The sequence below is a fragment of the Atribacterota bacterium genome, from assembly GCA_039638595.1.
GTDB lineage: Bacteria > Atribacterota > Atribacteria > Atribacterales > Caldatribacteriaceae > Profundicultor > Profundicultor thermophilus.
The window spans coordinates 1-17,401 of the sequence record JBDIWM010000014.1 but is presented as its reverse complement, the minus strand read 5'-3'; the positions used below and the strand labels follow the sequence as shown (position 1 = coordinate 17,401).

The window sequence follows — 17,401 nt, the reverse complement described above, 5'->3', positions numbered from 1 at the left end:
GGTGAATATGGTGCGGCAAAAACGGTGGTTTGTGGTCATTTTGAGTGTGGTGGCATTAGGGATTGGCTTGGCTTATGCTGGTGCCAGCCGGGATGCGTATGGCTTTCTGGAGGTACAGAGTGTTACTCAGGATGTCGATGAAAAAACCTGGGAACCCCTCTTTGAGACCATTACGTTCCTCAAAGAAAAGTTTATTGGTGAGCAACCCCTGAAAGAGGACATCCTCATGGAAGAGGCCATCCGGGGAATATTGAAGTCCCTTGATGACCCTTACGCCCGGTACCTTGACCCGGAAGATTTTAAGATTGAGACCAGCGACCGGCTGGAGGGGGAATTTTCTGGAATCGGCATCGTGATTGCCATTAAGGATGAACAGTTGACCGTGATTTCCCCCATCAAGGGGTCTCCGGCTGAGCGGGCGGGAGTCAAGGCGGGAGATATGATTGTGGCCATTGATGGAGAGTCCACTGCAGGAATCTCGCTTGACCGGGCGGTCAAAAAGATGCGCGGGACCAAAGGGACCAAGGTGGTGCTGGAAATCAAACGAGAAGAGCAAAAGGAGAACCTGACAGTGGAAATCGTGCGGGATATCATCTCGATTCAGAGTGTGGAACACGAGGTCCGTTCTGATGGAGTGGGAGTGGTGCGGATTTCTGAGTTTCACGGAAAAACTTTTAACGAGTTGCGTGAGGTTATTTTTGCCCTGCAGGATGCTGGAGTCAGGGGATTGGTGATCGATTTGCGGGATAACCCAGGGGGACTTCTCCCAGCAGCGCTCCTCTGTTCGGGTATTTTTGTACCCCAGAATCGGGACCTTCTTGTGGTTGAGGACCGGCAAGGGCGCAAGGAAGTGATTAAAAACTTTGTGAGCCCCCTCTGGGATAAGCCCCTGGTGGTGCTTGTCAATAAAGGGACTGCCAGTGGTGCGGAAATCATGGCTGGAATCCTGCGCATGGTATTGAAGGCGAAACTCGTCGGGGAGAATACCTTTGGGAAAGGCGTGGTACAGGAAATTTTCCCGCTTTCCCACGGTGGAGGTGTGATTTTTACCGTTTCCAGATATTACCTGGCTGATGGGACCCTGGTCGATAAAGTGGGACTTCCTCCGGACGTGGAGGTCAAAGAAGAGGAGAAACAATTTGAACAGGCGGTTAGAGAACTGAAAGGTCTTCTTGGTAACGATGAATTGGCTTCGTAGGGTTCCATTCTGGGTTTTACTGTTCCTCATGGCGCTGGGGGTGTACTTTCTCTGGGAGGGTCTCCGGGAGCACGATGCACCGTTTTCGCGCTTTGCTCTGGCTCAGGTTTTTTCCCGGGGGCTGGATCGCCTGTGTACCACGGTGATTGTGCAGGAATTGCATCTTCGGGCCCTGCACGTGGAAACCATTCCTCCGCAAGGCGAAGGGGTTTGGCAGGTCCAGGCCATTTTTGCCAACCGGGATTCTCTTCAAAGTTTTGCCGAGGGAATGGAAAACTTCTTTACCCTTTTACCCTATATGGGTTTTCGGGGAGAGAGGAGGGTAGAAGGTGAGGATGAGACCTATACCCTCTTTTTCGGAGAACACCCCTTCTTTTTCCTGAGGTTGAAGGTTAAACCCCGTTTTCAGGTGGCGATCGTGATTGATGACTTGGGATATGACCTGCGCCTGGCAGAAAAATTCCTTGCCCTTCCGGTGAAACTCAATGTGGCGGTGCTTCCGAACCTTCCCCATACCCAGGATGTGGTCCGAATGGCGAAAGCGAAGGAGAAAGAAATCCTCATTCATTTCCCCATGGAGGCGTTCAATGGGAAGGAAAACACCAAGGAAGGATTACTCCTGCGGGTGGGAATGTCCTCTGAAAAAGTCAAAGAACTTCTGGATCGGGTCTGTGGTGAAATCCCGGGTGCTCGGGGGCTCAATAACCACAAGGGTTCCCGGGTCACTTCCACTCCTGAGCTCATGAAAGTTTTCTTTGGGCACCTGAAAGAGCATGACCTCTATTTTCTGGATAGCCTCACCACCTCAAAGTCGGTGGCTTTTCAGATTGCTCAGGAAAACGGAATCCGGGCTTTTCGGCGGGATGTCTTCCTTGATACCTATCCTGCCGTGGAGTACGTGAAGAATCAACTTCGGACCACGATTCAGGTGGCCAAAAAGAAGGGGTATGCCATCGCCATCGGGCACCCTCGGGAGTCGACCTATCGGGCGCTCTCTGATTTCTTAAGCAGTTTCTCGGATCCAGATGTGGAATTCGTGTTTCTTTCCGAAATCCAAAAGAAGGAGTCGATGTAACATGGCCTTTGTGGATAACAGTCGATGCTGGCTCTGTGGAAACCTGAATCCCCATGGTTTTCAGCTCCGTTTTCGCCAGGAGGAGAACGATACGGTGACTGAAACTGTGATACCCTGGTACTATCAGGGTTTTGATGGGGTGGCCCATGGGGGAATGGTGGCGGCACTTCTGGATGAAGTGATGTCCCACGCGGTGAAAGCCACCGGGGAAATTGCCGTGACCGGGACCCTGGAAGTGAAATACCTCCGCCCCTGCCGCACTGGGGAAATTGTCACCCTGCGGGGTCGGGTGGTGGAAAAGAAAGGGCGCCTCATTCAGGCCCGGGGGGAAGTGGTGCAGAACGGAGAATTGGTAGCCGAAGGAAAAGGAGTCTTCGTGATTCCCAAAGAAGGAGTGAAGAAGAATGGATAAGGTGCGGGTACGGTTTGCACCCAGTCCCACCGGGTTTTTGCACCTCGGAGGGGCGCGGACGGCACTCTTTAACTGGGCCTTTGCCCGAAAGATGGAGGGAACCTTTATCCTCCGCATTGAAGATACCGACGTGGTGCGCTCTACTGAAGAGTCGGTGGAGGTCATTTTGGAAAGCCTGGAATGGTTGGGCCTCCACTGGGATGAAGGTCCCCGGGTGGGTGGTCCTTGTGGCCCTTATTATCAGAGTGAACGGCTTTCCTTCTATCGGGAATACGCGGAGAAACTTTTCCAGGCTGGTTTGGCCTACCGGTGTTACTGTACTCCGGAAGAACTGGAAAAGCGCCGGGAGGAAACGGTGAAAAAGGGTCAGAGCTGGCGCTACGATCGGAAATGTTACCACCTCCTCGCGGCGGAGGAAGAGGAATTCCAGAAAGCGGGTCGTAAACCAGTTTTGCGCTTTTTCATCCCCGAGGGGGAGACCACCTTCCAGGACATGCTGCGAGGGGAAGTGGCTTTTCAGAATCGGGAACTGGATGACTTTGTGATCATGAAATCGGATGGAATGCCCACCTACAATTTTGCCTGTGTAGTGGACGACGCCTTAATGCGGATTACCCATGTGATCCGGGGTGATGACCACATCTCCAACACCCCCCGCCAGGTGCTTCTATATCGCGCCCTGGGATTTCCGGTGCCCGAATTTGCCCACATCCCCATGATTTTAGGTAAAGACCGCACCCGCCTTTCCAAACGCCACGGTTCCCCTTCGGTTACCTACTACCGGGATAAGGGGTATTTGCCGGAAGCCATGCTCAACTATCTGGCTCGCCTCTCCTGGGCCAGCGGTGAAGAGGAAAAGGAAATTTTCAGTCGGGAGGAAATCATTGAGCGTTTTTCTCTGTCTCAGGTCACCAAACACGCTGCGGTGTTTGACCTCGATAAACTCAACTGGATGAACGGGGTCTACATCCGGGAAAGCGAGAACCAGTACCTGGTTTCCATTTTGAAAGATATTCTGTTGCGGGAAGGGCGCTTCCGGGAGGGAGATTTCACCCCTGAGTTTCTCTCCTACCTTGAAGGGGTTATGGTCATCATGAAGGACCGCCTGAAATACCTGGGGCAGCTTCTGGAAGAGGCAGACTACTTTTTCCGGGAGGATTTTGCCTTTCACCCTGAAGCCTTCGAAAAAATCCTTCTGGCCGAAGGAGCCGACCGGATTTTGCGGGAATGCCTCAACACCCTGCGGGGACTTTCACCTTTCACCCTGGAAACCCTGGAGGATGCCATCCGTAAAAAGGCCGAAACCCTTGGTGTCAAGGCCGCTTCCCTCATCCATCCCTTACGGATTGCGGTCTCCGGGCAAAAGGTTGGTCCTGGCCTTTTTGAGCTTCTGGCCGTGCTTGGTAAAGACCGGGTGATTTCCCGCATTGAGCGGGCTCTGCGGGTTATCGAGGAACGGAAGCAATCGCGTTAACCAGAATAGCCCCAGAATGGAATCCTGGGGCTGCCGATTGCTCTTGGTTATTCATGACTGTCGACGAACTCCTTGAGGCATATCCCCGCTTGAGGCGAGAGGATATTTTGAGGGCCCTGGCGCATTCTGCTGAAATCCTGGCTGGAGAAAAACGCATTGTTCCCTGATTTTTTGGTTGATGAAAATGTTGACTTTCGCATTGTCCGGATTCTCAGAAATTCCGGATTTGAAGTTTTTTCGGTGATTGAATCGTGCCCCGGTAGTTCGGATTGGGAAATCCTCGATTTCGTCAGAAGACGGAGAGCCATTCTTTCAAGCAAAGATGTAAAAAAGTTTACCCATTTCGAGCCAAAAAGAGGAAGGTCAGAGGAGACCGGCCTTTTCCCTACAGGTTTTGCCCTTTTTGCCAGTGTTTCACGGATGTTCTTTCCCAAAGGGCGCAAAGGGTTTCGGTTCGGGAAGAATCCGAGAATTGGTGCGATGTGCTCGGTGTGGTATTGCCCCCTGCTGGAATTTTTTTAGCACCGTGGCATGGTATTCAGTTCACCCTGAGTATGCTTGGAGCTCAGGGGTCTTTGATTTTTATTGTTTCTATTGTCAGTGTTTTACTCCCTTCAAAAGCAGTGCTTCGATTTCTTCAGGGGGTAGGGGATGGTAATAGTAGAATCCCTGAACTTCGTAGCATCCCTGTTCCGTCACAAACTGAAGTTGCGTCTCCGTTTCCACCCCTTCGGCAATCACGGCAGCGTCGATGGACCGAGCCAGCTGGATGATGCTTTCGGCAATGGTGCGATCCCGGAGGTTGTACGGGGCGTTGTGGAAGAAACGCCGGTCCAGTTTGATGCGGTCAACGGGGAGCATTTTCAATCGGATAAGCGAGGAGTATCCCACCCCAAAGTCATCCAGGGCAATGCGTACCCCCAGGTTTTTCAGATTTTGCAGGAGAGCAATGGCTTCATCGGGATTGTGGAAAATGGCGCTTTCGGTGACCTCAAGCTCAAGGATTTCTGGAGGGAGAGCGGTTTCACTGAGCGTTCGGTGTACTTTTTGCACCAGTTGCGGGTCACGGAGCTGAACGGGAGAGAGGTTGACCCCTAAGCGAGGAATGGAAACACCCTTTTTCTGCCAAGAAGTGATCTGAGAACAAGCTTTTTTGAGTACCCATTCTCCAATGGGGATGATGAGCCCTTTTTGCTCGGCCAGGGGAATGAACGACCCTGGTAGGAGTAATCCGAGTTCGGGATGGTTCCAACGCAAAAGCGCTTCCAGTCCCACGATGCTGCCGGTTGTGACTTCTACTTGGGGCTGGTAATAGATCGTGAGTTCCTCCCGCTCTATTGCTTTGTAGAGGCCGCTGGTCAGGGTTTGTTTTTGCTGGACTTCGGCTTTCAAATGGGGAGAACAAAAAGCATAGCGGCCTTCACCGGTTGCTTTAGCCGCGTACATGGCTAAATCCGCAGCCTGGATGAGTTCTTCGGGGGATTCCCCATCGCCAGGATACAGGGCAATTCCGCAGCTTGCCGTAATCAGGAATTCCTGGTTTCCGATGAAAAAAGGTTTCTGAATTTCCTCTGTGATCCGCTCCACCATGGGTGGTATTTCATTGAACTGATTAAGGTTGTCGAACACAATCAGGAATTCATCGCCTCCAAAGCGGGCGATGGTGTCGTGTTCGCGTATGCAGCTAGAAAAACGCTGGGCAACCTGTTTGAGGAGCTGGTCACCGACTTCATGGCCTTCGGAGTCGTTAATCAGCTTGAAGGAATCAATGTCCAGGAAAGCTACCGCCACCAGTTTCCCGGTTCGTTTGGCCCGCTGCATGGCTTTCGTCAGGCGATCCAGGAAAAGCACTCGATTGGGAAGCTCGGTCAGGGAGTCATAGAGGGCCATGTGTTCAAGCCGCTTTTCGGCTTTCATTCTGGCCAGTGCTTCCACCAGTACATTTCCCAGAATCCTGAGCGACTCCTGTCCGTATTTTGACCATGCCACCTTATCTCGCGTACCCAGGACAAGAAGGCCACAGCGCACGTCTTTATTCTGAAGCGGAATAGCCACTATGGCGCGTAGCATTTCCCGGGCGAAAAGTTGACCCAGATGGCGTTCTTCGAGGGGAGAAAGGTGGGCACTATCCAGCCAAAGGGGTGTTCCATTTTCGGTTTGGGCCCTGAGAAAGGTCAGTTCGTCTGGTTCAACCCAAAGAGGGCCGTCTTCAAGATGGATCCTGCGGAGTACGCTTCCTTCTTCGCTTGATACCTCAAGAAAGCCCCAGGGCATGTTGAGCTGTGTCGCTATGATGCACAGGGCGCTCTGCAGGTTTTCCTTGACATTCTGGGGTTGAGGCCCGATGAATTGGGACGAGACACCGGCAATCAATTCCTGGATTTGCAGCTGCTTTCGGTTTTCTTCCAGACGTCTCAGGTACACCTGGCGGATGAAAAGGGTTGCCAGGATGGCTAAACCAGAGAGGACGGTGACCAGAATCTGGGTGAGCACGGCTTCAGGATGGTTTCCCTCGGATTGGAGGCTGGTCCAGGTATAGGTCTGGACCAGGAAGAGCACCGCCCCTCCCATGAATAAAGCCCAGCGATTGCCCGAAAGAATTGCGGGAAAGAGAAAGGGCAGGATAACCAGGGAAAGGAAAACGTCTACTCTTCCAAGGACGGTGGTGATTTCAAACCAGAGGAAAAAAGCTGAAAGAGCCAAAATAGCACCGGATATACTATCGCGGCTTTTCTCCGATATCTCCAGGGAAGTCAGGTAGCTCGTGCTCATTCCCAGAAACAGCATGAGCACTCCCCAGAGGACCCGGTTGGTTACGGCAGGCCGCTGGGCGAGCACCGCCAGAGTGGCGTAACCAAAGCCGGTGAGGATGTGTATTCCAGCCAGGAACTGGTAGAGGGAGGCTTTGTCAGCTTCACTCAAGATTTCTCCCTGGGTGACCTGTTGTCTCCAGCGCTTTTTCCTGAGGATCCAGAAATTCTGACTGTTTCGTATGGTTTGGGCAAATACCGTGAGAGGGAAGAGTGCCATGACTGGCGCCAGATTGGATAACTCAGGAAAACGCCGGGGCATCGAGAACCGGTCGAAAATCATACCCAGGGTCATGGCGCAAAGAAGAGAGAAGATAAAAAAGGTCGTACTCTTTTTCTCTTTTGAATGATTCAATTTCCATCCCATCCTAAAAATGAGGAAGCTGGAAATGCCCACCGAAGTGGTGCAGTACAGTTCAAAAAAACGATTCCAGAAATCCGCAACCGGGAGGACCACCCAGGTCGAGTGCATCAGTGCCAGATGCTGGACCCTTTGGGCAACTCCAGGAAGGATGGAAAAGGCGAAGAGACTCAAAGAGGCTGGAAAATAGGTGAGAACCAGAACCCACCACTTTCTGGAAAGGTGAGCCGAACTCAGGATGAGGGAAAGGTGGAGGAACACACTGTATATTGTGGTCCAGCCTGTGGCTGATATCCGCTGCCAGAAGAGCGCCTTTTCATAGGAGGGAGCAATTCGTACCAGAGCCAGTCCCAGCGACCATACCGCAAGGAGAACACATATGGTGTGAGCGAGATGGATTTCCACCCTTTTGTGGAAATGGCTGGAAAGGTACACCGCCACAGACAGAGCAGAGTAGAAAACGAACAGCATAACGACCGTGACCATGCTGGTTAAAAACATAGATTTGAAGTCCCCTTTATCGTGTTCCTCTCATTCGGTAGTGATGGCCTTCTTCTTCCGGATCCCCATATCATAGTATAATCGATTATGAGGTTCATGCACGAGGAAATTGGTGCGGTTCCTCTTTTTTGTTTGGAAAAAACCTGTGCTTCAAGAAGATGCTTCAAAGAGCTCTACTCATGCCTTGCACGCCATCGCTCTGGATGACGATCCCCGGATTTTTTGCGAACCCCAGAGTTATCCCTCCGTTTTTCCCTGGAAAAGGGAGTTGACGCTGTTGGGGTAGGGATAGGGAGGGGTGAGGTATGAGGGGAGAAACGGTGAGAATGAGGTAGAATAGAGGAAGTGGGGCATTCCTGACTTTCCTCAGGGCTCCTTTTTTCTGCTATAGTATAGGTGGGTGATGGAGGATGCGTGTTGCAGTGATTGATATTGAAACCTGTGGATTTATGGAAGAACTGGAGTACCCCGATTATCAGTACTTAAAAAATCGGGGACGGGAAAAGACCGACGAAGAGGTGGAGCGGGGGTTATCGTTCAATCCTTTTCTGGCCCATGTGATTGCTCTGGCCCTGGTGCATGTTGCGGATGACCACATTGAAGAGGGAGTGGTGTACTACCTCTCAAAGGAAGAGGATAAAGCATGGGTGGAGGAGAAAACCGTGGGAGGGGAAGAGATTGAAATTCACTACCATCCGGTGCCCTGTGTGAAGATTCCCAGGGATGTGGCGGATGGGGAGCGGATGATTTTAGAGGGTTTTAATCTGGAAATCCAGGAAAGCGAGCGGCTGGTGACCTATAATGGGCGGAGCTTTGACCTGCCGTTTCTGCGTTTGCGAAGCATGCTATATAACCTTCCGGTGCGTAAAGAACTGGAGCTCTCCCGTTACGGAAGGGGAGGAGATTTTCATCTTGATTTGGTGGAGTTCCTTTTTGCCAGAGAGGGGGAACGATTGAGTCTGGATTTCGTTGCCCGGCGGTTTGGGATTGAAATCGGTAAGGGCACCATGGATGGGTCAAAAGTGCACGAGGTGTTTTTACGTGGGGGATACCGGGAAATCGCCCGGTATAACTGTAACGACGCGCTCATGACTGCCCTTTTGTATTTGCGGCTTTTGCCCTATATAGGGGAGGAAGAGGTGAACCTTCCCAGCGAACGGCAGATTGACTACCTGGCGAAGCTCTTAAGCCGGCTGGAGGGGAGAGAAAAAGAGGCGGCCCGCCAGATTTTCGTTTGGTTTCAGGAAAGTGGAGTGCTCACCCGGGATGGGGCCAGCCGATTGATCGACTATTTAAAGTCCCTGCATGGGTGAAATGAATTCGGCAAAATCGACCTGAAGGAGGTTAAACCAGTGTCTGTTCCAGTGTACTTCTTGAGCTTGCGCGCTACGAGTGAAAACGATTCGGTTCTTTTGCGTTTAAAAAAGCTCACCCGGCATCTGGTGGAAGGAAAAGTGGCAAAAAACGACTTTGTGGCGGTGAAACTCCATTTTGGGGAACGGGGAAACCACGGATTCATCCGGCCGGTTTTCGTCCGCTCCATCGTGGAAGCCATCCGGGAAGCTGGGGCTAAACCCTTTTTGACCGATACCAACACCCTCTACACGGGTTTTCGCCATAACGCCGTGGACCATCTGGAGACGGCTCTTTTCCATGGGTTTGGGTATCCAGCGGTGCCAGCACCGCTTATCATTGCCGATGGCTTGCGGGGGAATGACGAGGTGGAGGTGAAAGTTGAGGGGAACCACTTTCAAACCGTGAAAATCGCCCGGGCTATCCATGAAGCCGATTTTTTGTTCGCGCTGACCCATGTCAAAGGACACATGGAAACAGGTTTGGGAGGAGCCATCAAGAACCTCGGTATGGGCTGTGCCTCCCGGGCTGGAAAACAGATGCAGCACGGAGAAACTTTTTTCCCTCAACCTCAGGAAGAGAAATGCATTGGTTGCCAGCGCTGTATTCGGCACTGTCCTACGCAGGCCCTCTTTTTAAATGAGCGAAAAAAGGCTGGACTCAAGAGGGAGCTGTGCATTGGCTGTGCGGAGTGTTTACTCTACTGCCCCACTGAAGCGATTGAGCCATCCTGGTCCTCTTCGAGTGCCCTGCTTCAGGAACGGATGGTGGAATATGCCTTAGGGGTTTTGCAAGGAAAGAAGGGAAAGTGTGCCTTCATCAACTTCATCACCGACGTGAGTCCCGACTGCGACTGTGCTCCCTGGCACGATGCCTCCCTCATTCCCGATGTGGGCATCCTGGGGAGTCACGACCTTTTGGCCATTGACCAGGCTTCTGCGGACTTCATCCAAGCTTCCCAGGGTTTACCGGGAACTGAGCTGAAAAACGCGCTCGGTCCGGGAACCGATAAACTTCTCGATGTCCATCCAGAAGCGTTATGGCAAACGCAACTGGACTATGCGGAAAAACTGGGTTTGGGAAAAAGAACCTACGAACTGCAACACGTTTAAGATTAGGTTTCGCCGATGCGCATCTCCAAAAGACGCAGTCGCAAAAGGGTAGGGGGACTTGTAGACGGAATACTGGTGGGTGTGCTCTCTGGTGGGGCGGTGGTTTGCTATCGACTTGGTCTTGAGATGGTGGCCCGGTGGACGGGGTTATTCCGGCTCTCTGCCTCTTCGAACCGGTTCCTTTTATTTCTGTTCTTTTGTTTTCTCTTTCTTGGTGGATGGGCAGTTGGTATCATGGTCCGGTGGGAACCGCTGACTGCGGGGAGTGGCATTCCCCATGTGAAAGGGGTTTTGCAGGGTGCCCTTCCCTCGGTATGGTGGCGAATTCTCCTCGTCAAATTTGCGGGAGGGCTGCTGGGAATAGGGGCCGGTTTGTCTTTGGGCCGGGAAGGACCTTCGGTACAAATTGGGGCTATGGTTGGGCAGGGGTGGGGAACGTACCGCCGTGATCGAAATAGAATCCCTCTTTTTGTCACTGCTGGAGCTAGTGCCGGGATTGCGGCTTCCTTTGGCGCCCCCCTAAGCGGAGTGGTGTTTGCCCTGGAAGAATTGCACCGGGGGTTTTCGTCCCTCGTTCTGGTTGCCTCCATGACTGCATCGCTCACCGCAGATGTCCTGTCCCGGAGTGTCTTCGGGATGGAGCCTATTCTCGATTTTCACCTCGAACATCCCTTTCCGCTGCATCAGTATGGTTTGATTCTCCTTTTGGCGCTTCTTTTGGGCGTTCTGGGTGTGGTGTTCAACCGGGTGCTCCTTGAAACCCAGGACTTCTTTCTGAGCTTGCGGTGGGTGTCCCCATCTTTTCAGCCGGTTCCGATTTTTATTTTGGCGGGAGTTTTGGGGTTTGTTTTCCCCCAGGTTTTAGGTGGTGGACACCACCTCATCGCTTCGTTGCCTCAAGACCCATATCCGTGGTCAGCCCTTTTGCTGCTTGTGCTCGTCAAGTTCTGGTTCACCATGGGAAGCTATGCTTCTTCTACGCCAGGGGGAATTTTCTTCCCCCTCCTTACCATCGGAGCGCTTCTGGGAGGACTCTGGGGAAAGCTATTCACCGGAGTTATGTCCCTGGACTTCGTGGCTCTGGGTATGGCCGGGTACTTTTCGGCCATTACCAGAGCACCCCTCACCGGTATCCTTTTAATCCTTGAACTCACCGGTTCCTGGTCTCACCTTCCGGTCATAGCACTCACCTGTCTTCTTGCCTATGTGGTCGCTGACCTTCTGGGAGGAAAACTAATTTATGATGTTCTCCTGAAGCGCCTCGAGGCGCGTTACTCTCCCGGTGAAGGTCTGCAATTCGAGCAATCGCCCCGTGCTGCGGAGTGAAGGTGGAGTTTGGGGTATTCATGAACCCTTTCTGTGGTCAGGACCAGAAAGAGGAGAGGGTGGCGATCTTCCTCCATTTGTCGCTGCCAGATTTCAACTCGAAAGCGGTGTTGATGACCCATGGACATAGAGGATCAACCTTCATGGTGGCCCAACGGGGAATTGAACCCCGGCTTGCGGATTGAGAGCCCGCCGAACTAACCACTATTCGATTGGGCCACAACATCATTATAGGATTGTGGGTTTTTTCTGTCAATAGAATGGGTATCCCTGGATGAAGTGGTTGACAGCGGGGAAAAACTGGTATAATAAGAGCCAAATCGAGAATAGGCGACCGTGGATAGGGGGTAGAGGGTGTGGAGTCGTTTGGAGGAAGCCTTCTGGCCCTGGCTTCATTTGCTTCTTTCAGTGTGGCCTATTTTCTGGCTGTGTACCTCGTAAGTCACTTTCGGAGAGACCCAGAGCTCTACTTTGCCCATGGGATGTTCATGTGCTTTGCTCTGTGGGCATTTGGTTTTGCCATGGTGCAGGTGGCTTCAAGCTATGAGCGGGCGTTTTTTTGGGTTCGAGTTGCCGCCGTGGGACGGACGATAGGGTGTAGCCTTTTCCTCCACTGGGTGCTTACGGTCAGTCAGAGTCGATGGCTTAAGAACAGGTGGTTTCCGGTGTGGTTGTACCTTCCGGCCGGGGTCAACATCCTTGTTTTTGGGTTTTGGTCAGGAGTTTCGGAGGCGCTGTACCGATTTGAGAAGACACCGTTTGGTTGGGTGGCTTTACCGGCCCCACACTTCTGGAACGATTTTTACAGTGGATATGTGGCGGTTTATATTCTCCTTGGGGTGATGCTCCTCTTTGGGTGGGGAAAGAGGGCGAAGGAAGCTCGCATCAGGCGACAGGCTTACGCCATAGCCAGTGCCATTTTGGTGGTGTTTATCGTGGCCTGGACGATGGATCGAATCGTGGCGGTATTTTTTCGGGTCCATTACCCTCCGGTTGCACCGATACTCATCCTTTTCCCCTTCATCGTGATTTACGTCACCATGTTTCGCCGGCAGGTCTTTTTTTCACTTCCCACGCGTTCTGAAGGAGCCCAGAAGGGGGAGATCCTGGACCGACTGGAGAAGATTCGCCTTTACTCCTTCCTTTCCTTGGTGTATGTTCTCGATGGGGTGGCCTACGTCCTGTACACCCACTTGGTGCTTCGGTATCCTTTAGAGACGGCTTTTCCCTGGGGAGCGTTATTTATCCTTCTGGGGATGGCTGTCCACTATTTGGGGACGCTCAATGTAGAAGAAACGGTGCGAGACCTCCTCTATGTGGGACTCGTTTCTTTTATTGCTCTTCTTCTTGCTCCCCGGGTACACTTCCTGGGTGAAGTCCTGTACGCTTCCTTTTTCTTCACCGCGGTGGTGGTGGCAGTTCTTCTCAGTAACCCCTTCCTCTTTGTGTTGCAAGGGGCCCTCATGGGGGGAATCCTCCTCTTTTTGTGGCGGTGGAGTTTGCCGTTTCTGCCTGCGGATGGATTAGTGAACTTCCAGACTCTCCTTTTTTCGTTTCTCCTTTTCTTTGTCCTCTCCTTGTATGTCCACCGGGTGTACCGACGGCGTCTCAGGCAGAGCCAGATTCAGCTCGAACGAGAACAGGTGGTGGGAACGTTGTCGACCTTGCTTGCCGACTTGAATTACGCCGATTTTGAACAGGGATTCCCCAGAGTTCTTCAGGCAATGGGTTACTCCGGTTGTTTCCATCGTAGCTCGTTTTTCCTCTTTTCTCCGGTGGGGAAAGAATTGATGGAAGTGTCGAGGTGGTGTTACGGGGAGGGGTGTCCTAAAGGATTCCCAGATTTTTCGGGCTTTGCCCTGCTTTTAGAGAAAGGAAAAGGTGGGGAGGGATTCACCGTGGATTTTTCAGGAACACCCCTTGAGCGGGAGTTTCTGTCTCAGGTAGGTGTGGAAACGGTCTTCCTTCAACCGGTGAAAAGAGGCGGGGAAATTCTGGGGTTTTTGGGGTGTGGGATCAAAAATGGGAGCAGTCGGGAGTCATCGTGTCCGGACCTGATTCGGGTCCTTTCTCACCGGATGACGGATGCCTTCATGCGGATCATTCAGGAAAAGCACCTCCACCATGCTATCCTGTACGATTCCCTCACCGGGCTTCCCAACCGGATTCTTTTCGGGGAACACCTGGAAAAAGCAATCCAGCTGGCCCGGCGAACCGGGAAGGTGTTGGGGATCCTCCTTTTGGACCTTGACGATTTTAAAACCATCAATAACTCCGAAGGACACGAAGTGGGCGACCGATTATTACAGCATTTGGCCCATCGCCTGATGCGGTGTGTACGGGAGCAGGACACCGTAGCCCGTTTTGGAGGTGATGAATTCCTGGTGCTCTTTCCCCAGCTTGACTATTTGGAAGAGGTGTTACCTGTGGTGGAACGAATTCTGGCATCGTTTCGACAACCCTTTGTTCTTGAAGACCAGGAGTTCTTTCTCACCGCCAGTATCGGGATTGCCCAGTACCCTAAGGACGGGGAAACACCCCAAGACCTCATCAAAAACGCAGATCTTGCCATGTACGTGGCGAAGGGTCAGCGGGGAAACGGGTATGCCTTTTGTTCATTGGAAATCAGAGAACAGGCTCTTGCCCAGAAAAATTTGATTATTGGGCTTTACCGGGCTCTGGAACGAAAGGAATTCCTCCTCTACTATCAACCTCAGGTGAACGCTCGAAGGGGGAACATCGTGGGGGTGGAAGCACTTTTGCGCTGGAATCATCCCCAGATGGGAATCGTATTGCCAAGAACTTTTGTTCCCCTGGCTGAACAAACTGGCCTCATGGTACCCATCGGGGAGTGGGTATTGCAGGTTTCCTGCGCACAGGTGGTACGCTGGCAGAAGGAAAGCGCTTTCCCGTTACGTCTTTCGGTGAATCTCTCCACCACCCAGCTGCGGGATGCGGAACTGGTCAGGAAGGTGGAACGAATTTTGACTGAAACTGACTTTGACCCCCGGTATCTTGACCTTGAAATTACGGAGACCATGTTCCTTCATGATCCAGAACATACGAGCCAAATTTTGCACGCTCTGCGACGCCTGGGAGTCGGTGTTACGCTGGACGATTTTGGAGTGGAGTATTCGTGGTTCACCCGCCTGAAAACCCTTCCAGTAGACCGGATTAAGATTGACCGCTCTTTTCTCAAAGATTTCCCGGATAACCCCAACCACCAGGAACTTGTGAGAGGAATCATTCGCATGGCCCGTTCCCTGAATATCCAGGTTATCGCCGAAGGGGTGGAAACCGAGGAACAGGTTGTGTTTTTGCTCAAGGAGGGTTGTGAAACGGTGCAGGGATTTTACTACTACCAGCCACTTCCCCCGAAGGAACTGGAGAGGATTCTGGTTTCTCCCTGGAAGCTGTGAGCAGGTGGTGGCGTTTGTCCGTGGAAGGTTTTTGGAGCTCTTTTAGACCGAGTGTGGAACAAAAAGAGGGGATGGTCACCAAAAGGACAGTTTGCAGGAAAAGCAGGCTTGGAGGAGCAATCGACAAAGAGGCCAGTGAGCGTCCTTAAAAAGGAGGGTTTGATGCTTTTTTCCGGTATTTTTCCCGGTACATCTCTTGGTCGGCTTCATGGAGTAACGCCCGGACTTCTCGCGCCTGGGATGGAGGAACAATCACCCAGCCAGCGCTAAAATCAAGACTGTAGGGATACTGATTGCTGGCGTTCCAGTTGGTCACCAGCGCCCGCAGGCGGGAGAGCATTTTCTCCATTTTGGTTTCGTCGATATCAAGGACGAATACCGCGAACTCGTCTCCCCCAATCCGGGCCAGAATATCCGACTTCCGGAACGCTTCCTGGAGCATGCGTCCAAATTCAGACAACACCAGGTCTCCTATGGCGTGTCCAAAGGAGTCATTAATCCACTTGAAGTCATCAAGGTCCATCATGAAAATCCCCACCCTCTTGCCACTGCGCCGGGCTACCAGGAGTTGGTGCTCAGCCAGGGCAAAGAAGCCTCTTCGATTATAAAGGCCGGTGAGTTCGTCACTGAGGGAGAGGTGTTCCAGTTCCTGCATCCGCTGAACGTTTTCTTCGGCTTTCTGCGCTTCACGGAGGATTTCTTCCACCCTCCGGGCAAAGATGGTATATAGGCGTTCTTCACGGGGGGAAAGTTCCCAGGGAGCCTCCAAAAAAAGGAGTGCTCCCTCTCTGAAATGAAAAACGAAATGGCGGGAGTCTTTTTTCCAGATTTCCCTTTCTAAATCTTCGCTATTGGGAAATCCCCAGGAAGCCAGAAGCTCCGGTTGGCCATTGACCATCTGGCGTAAACCCATTCGCTGTACTCCTAAAAGACGCACTGCCCGTTCCACCAGTTCCACAAAGAATTCTCTCGGTGAGCTGGAAAGGGAAAGGGCTGAAATCTCGTGGAGGATGGCCAGTTCTGCTTCAATTGGACATAAACGGGGCTGGATGAGGTCGCCAGTCTTCTGGATTCCTTTCCCTCCGACGGCCACCACCACGCTTTTATTTAAAAATACCGGCGCCCGTCCATAGGAATGGATTTCACCGTAACTCAAAAATCCGCACAGGGGGGTATCGCCGAGTTTCTCCTTCACCAGAGCCAGTTCCCGGGGAAAGTCATGCGCTAAAAAAAGTGGACGGCTCACGCAGTCGAAAAGCAGGGCGAAGACCGGTTCCCTGATTTCGGAGATGGCTTTTTGAGCGACCTGTTCGGCCGCAGCCAGAATCTTTTCTTTCTCCCCCTGCATGATGTACCCCACTGCTCCCTGGGGAATGCGGCTACCGACAAACTTCATCCCTCCCTCAGGGGTCAACGCAACCGGATCTCGGATGAGGAATTTTCCACACACATTGGGAAATCCCAGGGGGTACATAGCTCCCATTCGGGGGAAATCCTCCCGGGTAAAATCCCTGATTCTTTTTTGGTACGCTTCCAGAGGTAAAATCCCGTCGATTTCCATCACTTCCTGCCCCTTGGTTTTGGTAACCAAAAGAAGTTCCCGGGTGGGAATCCACCCATGGTTGGCTGCAGAATGGATGTCGATGCCCTGCAAAACCGCCAGACTCACCAGACCTCCATTCCCCTTCTTTTCAGTCCACGGCCGGGAGTTGGTTCCTCCTCCCAGATAGACAAACCGAGGTCCCAGGAGGGCATACATTCCCTGCAGAAGAAGCGGTACTTCCAGATCGGGGTTAACCAGAATCCAAAGGGTTCCTGCGGTGAATCCCGCCTCCAGAACCCGTTTCCCCAGGTCTTTTCCCATGAGGTATGGGTCCCTTAACTCTTTCGGGGAAGTCAAGGTGTCCACGGCAAAATCATCCCCACTCAGGGTGAGGACCACGACTCCCTGGTGAAAACACTCACCTTCGGCAATAACTCCCTCACTCAAACACCCCAAAACCTTCGCCTGAGGGGTGAGTTCCCGCAGAGCTTCCTGGATTATGGAGGGGTTGTACTCCCGTGTACCGAAGAGGAACACCATCCGGGGTTCGCCACTCATTTTGGTAGCCTGGAATAACGCTTCGCTCAAAGCCTGGGCTTCATCGGACTGGATGTTCCATCCCAAACCGGCTTTCATTGCTTTCTGATCGCCATACCCCATGGTTTTTTCTGGAAAAACTCTTTTTCACCGTTTTTTGGCCTCTTTTCATCTAAGCATTCGTTGTATCATTCCGGCGCCATCCGCTTCAACAGGTTCTCCAGGGTCTTTTTCTGTATTCTCTGGAATGCCACCCGGGTTTTTTCCTCTGCTTCCTGGT

11 protein-coding genes and 1 tRNA gene are annotated in these 17,401 nt (G+C 52.3%); 9 read left to right on the top strand and 3 right to left on the bottom strand.

Going from position 1 to position 17,401, the window contains the following annotated elements; translation table 11 throughout:
• Nucleotides 1–7 precede the first annotated feature (7 nt).
• From ABDK92_04920 to ABDK92_04900, 5 genes are read left to right on the top strand one after another with little or no spacing between them, the layout of a single operon-like run.
• On the top strand, nucleotides 8–1,198 hold the full coding sequence (locus tag ABDK92_04920; GenBank protein ID MEN3185966.1) for a S41 family peptidase: 1,191 nt from the start codon (nucleotides 8–10) through the stop codon (nucleotides 1,196–1,198).
• Nucleotides 1,182–2,273: a divergent polysaccharide deacetylase family protein gene (locus ABDK92_04915; GenBank protein ID MEN3185965.1), complete on the top strand. Its 1,092-nt coding sequence runs from the start codon at nucleotides 1,182–1,184 to the stop codon at nucleotides 2,271–2,273. The genes ABDK92_04920 and ABDK92_04915 overlap by 17 nt, the downstream gene beginning before the upstream one ends.
• Nucleotide 2,274: 1 nt before the next feature.
• Nucleotides 2,275–2,685: a PaaI family thioesterase gene (locus ABDK92_04910; protein MEN3185964.1), complete on the top strand. Its 411-nt coding sequence runs from the start codon at nucleotides 2,275–2,277 to the stop codon at nucleotides 2,683–2,685.
• Nucleotides 2,678–4,159: a glutamate--tRNA ligase gene (gene gltX / locus ABDK92_04905; GenBank protein MEN3185963.1), complete on the top strand. Its 1,482-nt coding sequence runs from the start codon at nucleotides 2,678–2,680 to the stop codon at nucleotides 4,157–4,159. The genes ABDK92_04910 and gltX overlap by 8 nt, the downstream gene beginning before the upstream one ends.
• A gap of 53 nt (nucleotides 4,160–4,212) precedes the next feature.
• Nucleotides 4,213–4,326, top strand: coding sequence for a DUF433 domain-containing protein (locus ABDK92_04900; protein ID MEN3185962.1), 114 nt, complete (start codon nucleotides 4,213–4,215; stop codon nucleotides 4,324–4,326).
• A gap of 430 nt (nucleotides 4,327–4,756) precedes the next feature.
• On the opposite strand, the gene ABDK92_04895 is transcribed toward ABDK92_04900, so the two are convergent.
• Nucleotides 4,757–7,831, bottom strand: a complete 3,075-nt coding sequence (locus ABDK92_04895) for an EAL domain-containing protein (protein MEN3185961.1) — start codon at nucleotides 7,829–7,831, stop codon at nucleotides 4,757–4,759.
• Between the two features lie 410 nt (nucleotides 7,832–8,241).
• On the opposite strand from ABDK92_04895, the gene ABDK92_04890 reads away from it, so the two are divergent.
• The 3 genes from ABDK92_04890 to ABDK92_04880 are packed head-to-tail and all read left to right on the top strand — an operon-like array spanning nucleotide 8,242 to nucleotide 11,622.
• On the top strand, nucleotides 8,242–9,144 hold the full coding sequence (locus ABDK92_04890) for a ribonuclease H-like domain-containing protein (protein ID MEN3185960.1): 903 nt from the start codon (nucleotides 8,242–8,244) through the stop codon (nucleotides 9,142–9,144).
• Nucleotides 9,145–9,183: 39 nt separating this feature from the next.
• Nucleotides 9,184–10,296 (top strand): DUF362 domain-containing protein, encoded by a 1,113-nt coding sequence (locus tag ABDK92_04885; protein MEN3185959.1) that lies wholly within the window; start codon nucleotides 9,184–9,186, stop codon nucleotides 10,294–10,296.
• Nucleotides 10,297–10,311: 15 nt separating this feature from the next.
• Nucleotides 10,312–11,622: a ClC family H(+)/Cl(-) exchange transporter gene (locus ABDK92_04880; protein ID MEN3185958.1), complete on the top strand. Its 1,311-nt coding sequence runs from the start codon at nucleotides 10,312–10,314 to the stop codon at nucleotides 11,620–11,622.
• 144 nt (nucleotides 11,623–11,766) lie between these two features.
• Here ABDK92_04880 and ABDK92_04875 read toward each other — a convergent pair.
• Nucleotides 11,767–11,841, bottom strand: a tRNA-Glu gene (locus tag ABDK92_04875).
• Between the two features lie 137 nt (nucleotides 11,842–11,978).
• On the opposite strand from ABDK92_04875, the gene ABDK92_04870 reads away from it, so the two are divergent.
• Nucleotides 11,979–15,041, top strand: a complete 3,063-nt coding sequence (locus tag ABDK92_04870; GenBank protein MEN3185957.1) for an EAL domain-containing protein — start codon at nucleotides 11,979–11,981, stop codon at nucleotides 15,039–15,041.
• Between the two features lie 145 nt (nucleotides 15,042–15,186).
• Here ABDK92_04870 and ABDK92_04865 read toward each other — a convergent pair whose 3' ends face one another.
• The gene (locus tag ABDK92_04865) at nucleotides 15,187–17,220 is read right to left on the bottom strand and encodes a GGDEF domain-containing protein (protein MEN3185956.1); all 2,034 of its coding nucleotides are present in this window, start codon (nucleotides 17,218–17,220) and stop codon (nucleotides 15,187–15,189) included.
• Nucleotides 17,221–17,401 lie beyond the last annotated feature (181 nt).